At 42.9% G+C, this 2,791-nt stretch carries 3 protein-coding genes; all 3 read left to right on the forward strand.

Going from position 1 to position 2,791, the window contains the following annotated elements; all coding sequences use genetic code 11:
- The first annotated feature begins 49 nt into the window (after nucleotides 1–49).
- On the forward strand, nucleotides 50–811 hold the full coding sequence (argB, locus tag BWD47_RS19920) for an acetylglutamate kinase (RefSeq protein WP_075594542.1): 762 nt from the start codon (nucleotides 50–52) through the stop codon (nucleotides 809–811).
- A gap of 7 nt (nucleotides 812–818) precedes the next feature.
- A complete protein-coding gene (locus tag BWD47_RS19925) occupies nucleotides 819–1,739 on the forward strand; it encodes an ornithine carbamoyltransferase (protein WP_075594543.1) in 921 nt (306 codons plus the stop codon).
- Between the two features lie 9 nt (nucleotides 1,740–1,748).
- The coding region (locus tag BWD47_RS19930) for an argininosuccinate synthase (protein ID WP_075594544.1) at nucleotides 1,749–2,791 on the forward strand (1,043 nt) is incomplete at its 3' end.

A 2,791-nucleotide genomic window follows, 5' to 3' on the forward strand; every position in this document is an offset into this window, starting at 1 on the left:
ATTTAGCGATGGGTGAACCTCATCATACTGGCCTTAGCGGAGCACTATGATGAAAACATGGGTTATTAAAATGGGTGGTGCAGTATTAAACACTGCCGATGCAGCAAAAGCATTGTTCGATGTTCTAGCATCGCAAGAACACGCTAATTTTGTGATTGTGCATGGCGGTGGAGCGCTTGTAGATGCATGGTTAAAAGAAGCGGGTTTTGTAACAGCAAAGCACCAAGGATTACGCATCAGTCCTAATGAACAAATGCCTTATATTGTCGGGGCGCTTGCAGGTTGTGCCAATAAACAATTGATGAGTCAAGCTATCGGTGCGGGCCATAAGCCTGTTGGTTTGAGCCTTTATGAAGCGGGCGTTGTAGTTTCAGAAAAACTCAAAGTATTAGGCCAAGTAGGTCAATGTAGTGGAAGCTGTCATAGCGTGTTACCGAGCTTATTAGAACAAGGTCGCTTACCTCTTGTTAGTTCAATAGGTTTTGGAGAGGACGGTCAGTGGTATAACGTAAATGCCGATGAAGCAGCCGCAGCCATAGCGAAAGAGCTCAATGCAGAGCTTATTTTTATGACTGATGTAGAAGCTGTACTTGACGCAAATAAGCAGCCATTACATCAATTAAATACGCAGCAAATCGATACACTTATCCTTGAAGGAGTTATTCAGGGCGGGATGGAGGTCAAAGTAAAGACCAGCCTTCTTGCTGCCCAACATTTACGACGTGGTGTGTATATCTCAAGCTGGCTAAAGCCAGAAAACTTAGTCGCTTTATTACAAGGCGAGCACGTAGGAACGAAAATTACACCATAGGTATTTCATGTTAAATCATTTTTTATCGGGTCTAGAGTTAGACCAAAAAGGCGCACTTAAACTTCTTAACTTAGCGCAAAAAATTAAAGCAAATCCTGCAGATTTTAGCCAAGCGCTTGCAGGTAAATCAGTGGTTACTTTATTTGAAAAACCTAGTTTACGTACCCGTTTATCATTTGATATTGGTATTAATAAGCTAGGTGGTCATGCGGTCTATCTTGATTCACAAAATGGTGCCATGGGCGCACGTGAATCAGTTAAAGACTTTGCACTTAATATCTCAACGTGGGCAGATGGTATTGTTGCTCGTGTATTCGAACACAAAACACTTACCACTTTGGGTGAGTTTTCAAGCGTACCTGTTGTTAATAGCTTGTGCGACTTATATCACCMATGCCAAGCTTTGGCTGATTTCTTGACTCTTCAAGAAGTACATGGCGATGTTAGTAAACTTAAGCTAGCTTACTTAGGTGAGGGGAATAATGTAACTCACTCACTGATGCTATTAGCAGCCACTTTAGGCACTGATTTTGTGGCAGTTTGCCCTAAAGGTAGCTCACCTGATTCGCAAATTCTTAAGCAAGCTGAGCAAATTGCAGCGATGAATGGCGCCTCTGTAATGGTCAGTGACCGAATTGAAGCGGCAGTTGGTGCAAATGCAGTCTATGCTGATACGTGGGTTTCGATGGGTGATAAAACACCGCTTGAGCAAGTTAAAGCTAAGTATATGCCGTATCAGCTAAATCAGGCATTGCTTGAGAAGACAGGCGCACAAACTGTGCTGCACTGTCAGCCGGCTCATCGAGAGTTTGAAATTACCTCTGAGGTAATGGATGGCCCGGCATCAAAAATTATTCAACAAGCAGAGAATCGTATGCATGCGCAGAACGCTCTTCTTGTGACATTACTAAATCCAAATTTTGTTTAAGGAACACCAATGAGTTCAATTAAAAAAGTCGTATTAGCCTATTCTGGTGGTCTAGATACATCGGCAATCGTGCCTTGGTTAAAAGAAAACTATGGCTGTGAAGTAATTGCCTTTGTTGCTGATGTAGGTCAAGGCGCTGAAGAACTAGAAGGCGTTGAAGCAAAAGCGATTGCTTCAGGTGCGTCTGAGTGTCATATAGTTGATTTAAAAGATGAAATGGTAAGTGATTATATTTACCCAACATTAAAAACTGGCGCTATTTACGAAGGTACGTACTTACTAGGTACGTCTATGGCTCGTCCGATTATTGCTAAAGCACAAGTTGAAATTGCTCGTAAAGTAGGAGCCGATGCGCTTTCGCATGGTTGTACGGGTAAAGGTAACGACCAAGTGCGTTTTGAATCATGTTTCGCAGCCCTTGCACCAGACCTAAAGGTGATTGCACCGTGGCGTGAGTGGGACTTATCAAGCCGTGAATCATTACTTGATTACCTTGCAGAGCGTAATATTCCGTGCTCTGCCTCTGCGACCAAAATTTATAGCCGTGATGCAAACGCATGGCATATTTCACACGAAGGTGGTGAGCTTGAAGATCCATGGTGCCAACCAAGTGATCAAGTATGGACTTGGACTAACTCTCCTGAACAAGCTCCTAATGAAGCTGAATATGTGACATTAAATGTTGTTGAAGGCGAAGTGGTTGCTGTGAATGGTGAATCACTAAAACCGTATGACTGCTTAGTTAAATTAAATAACATTGCTGCGCCACATGGTGTTGGTCGTGTTGATATCGTAGAAAACCGTTTAGTAGGCATGAAGTCGCGTGGTTGTTATGAAACGCCAGGAGGCACTGTGATCATGGCTGCATTACAAGCTGTTGACGAACTAGTGCTAGATAAATCAAGCCGTAAATGGAAAGAAGTACTAGGCGGTGAGTTTTCACACTTAGTGTATGACGGTCGTTGGTTTACACCGTTAAAAGACTCAATTTTAGCGGGTGCGGAGTCTCTGGCTAAATTGGCAACAGGTGAAGTAGTACTGAAGCTTTATAA

This window comes from Pseudoalteromonas sp. PAB 2.2 (assembly GCF_001938575.1).
In the GTDB taxonomy this organism is placed as follows: Bacteria; Pseudomonadota; Gammaproteobacteria; order Enterobacterales; family Alteromonadaceae; genus Pseudoalteromonas; species Pseudoalteromonas lipolytica.

What these genes read in the sequence shown, in the direction of transcription:
- argB (WP_075594542.1), top strand. Translation starts at nt 50, where the DNA reads ATGAAAACATGGGTTATTAAAATGGGTGGTGCAGTATTAAACACTGCC.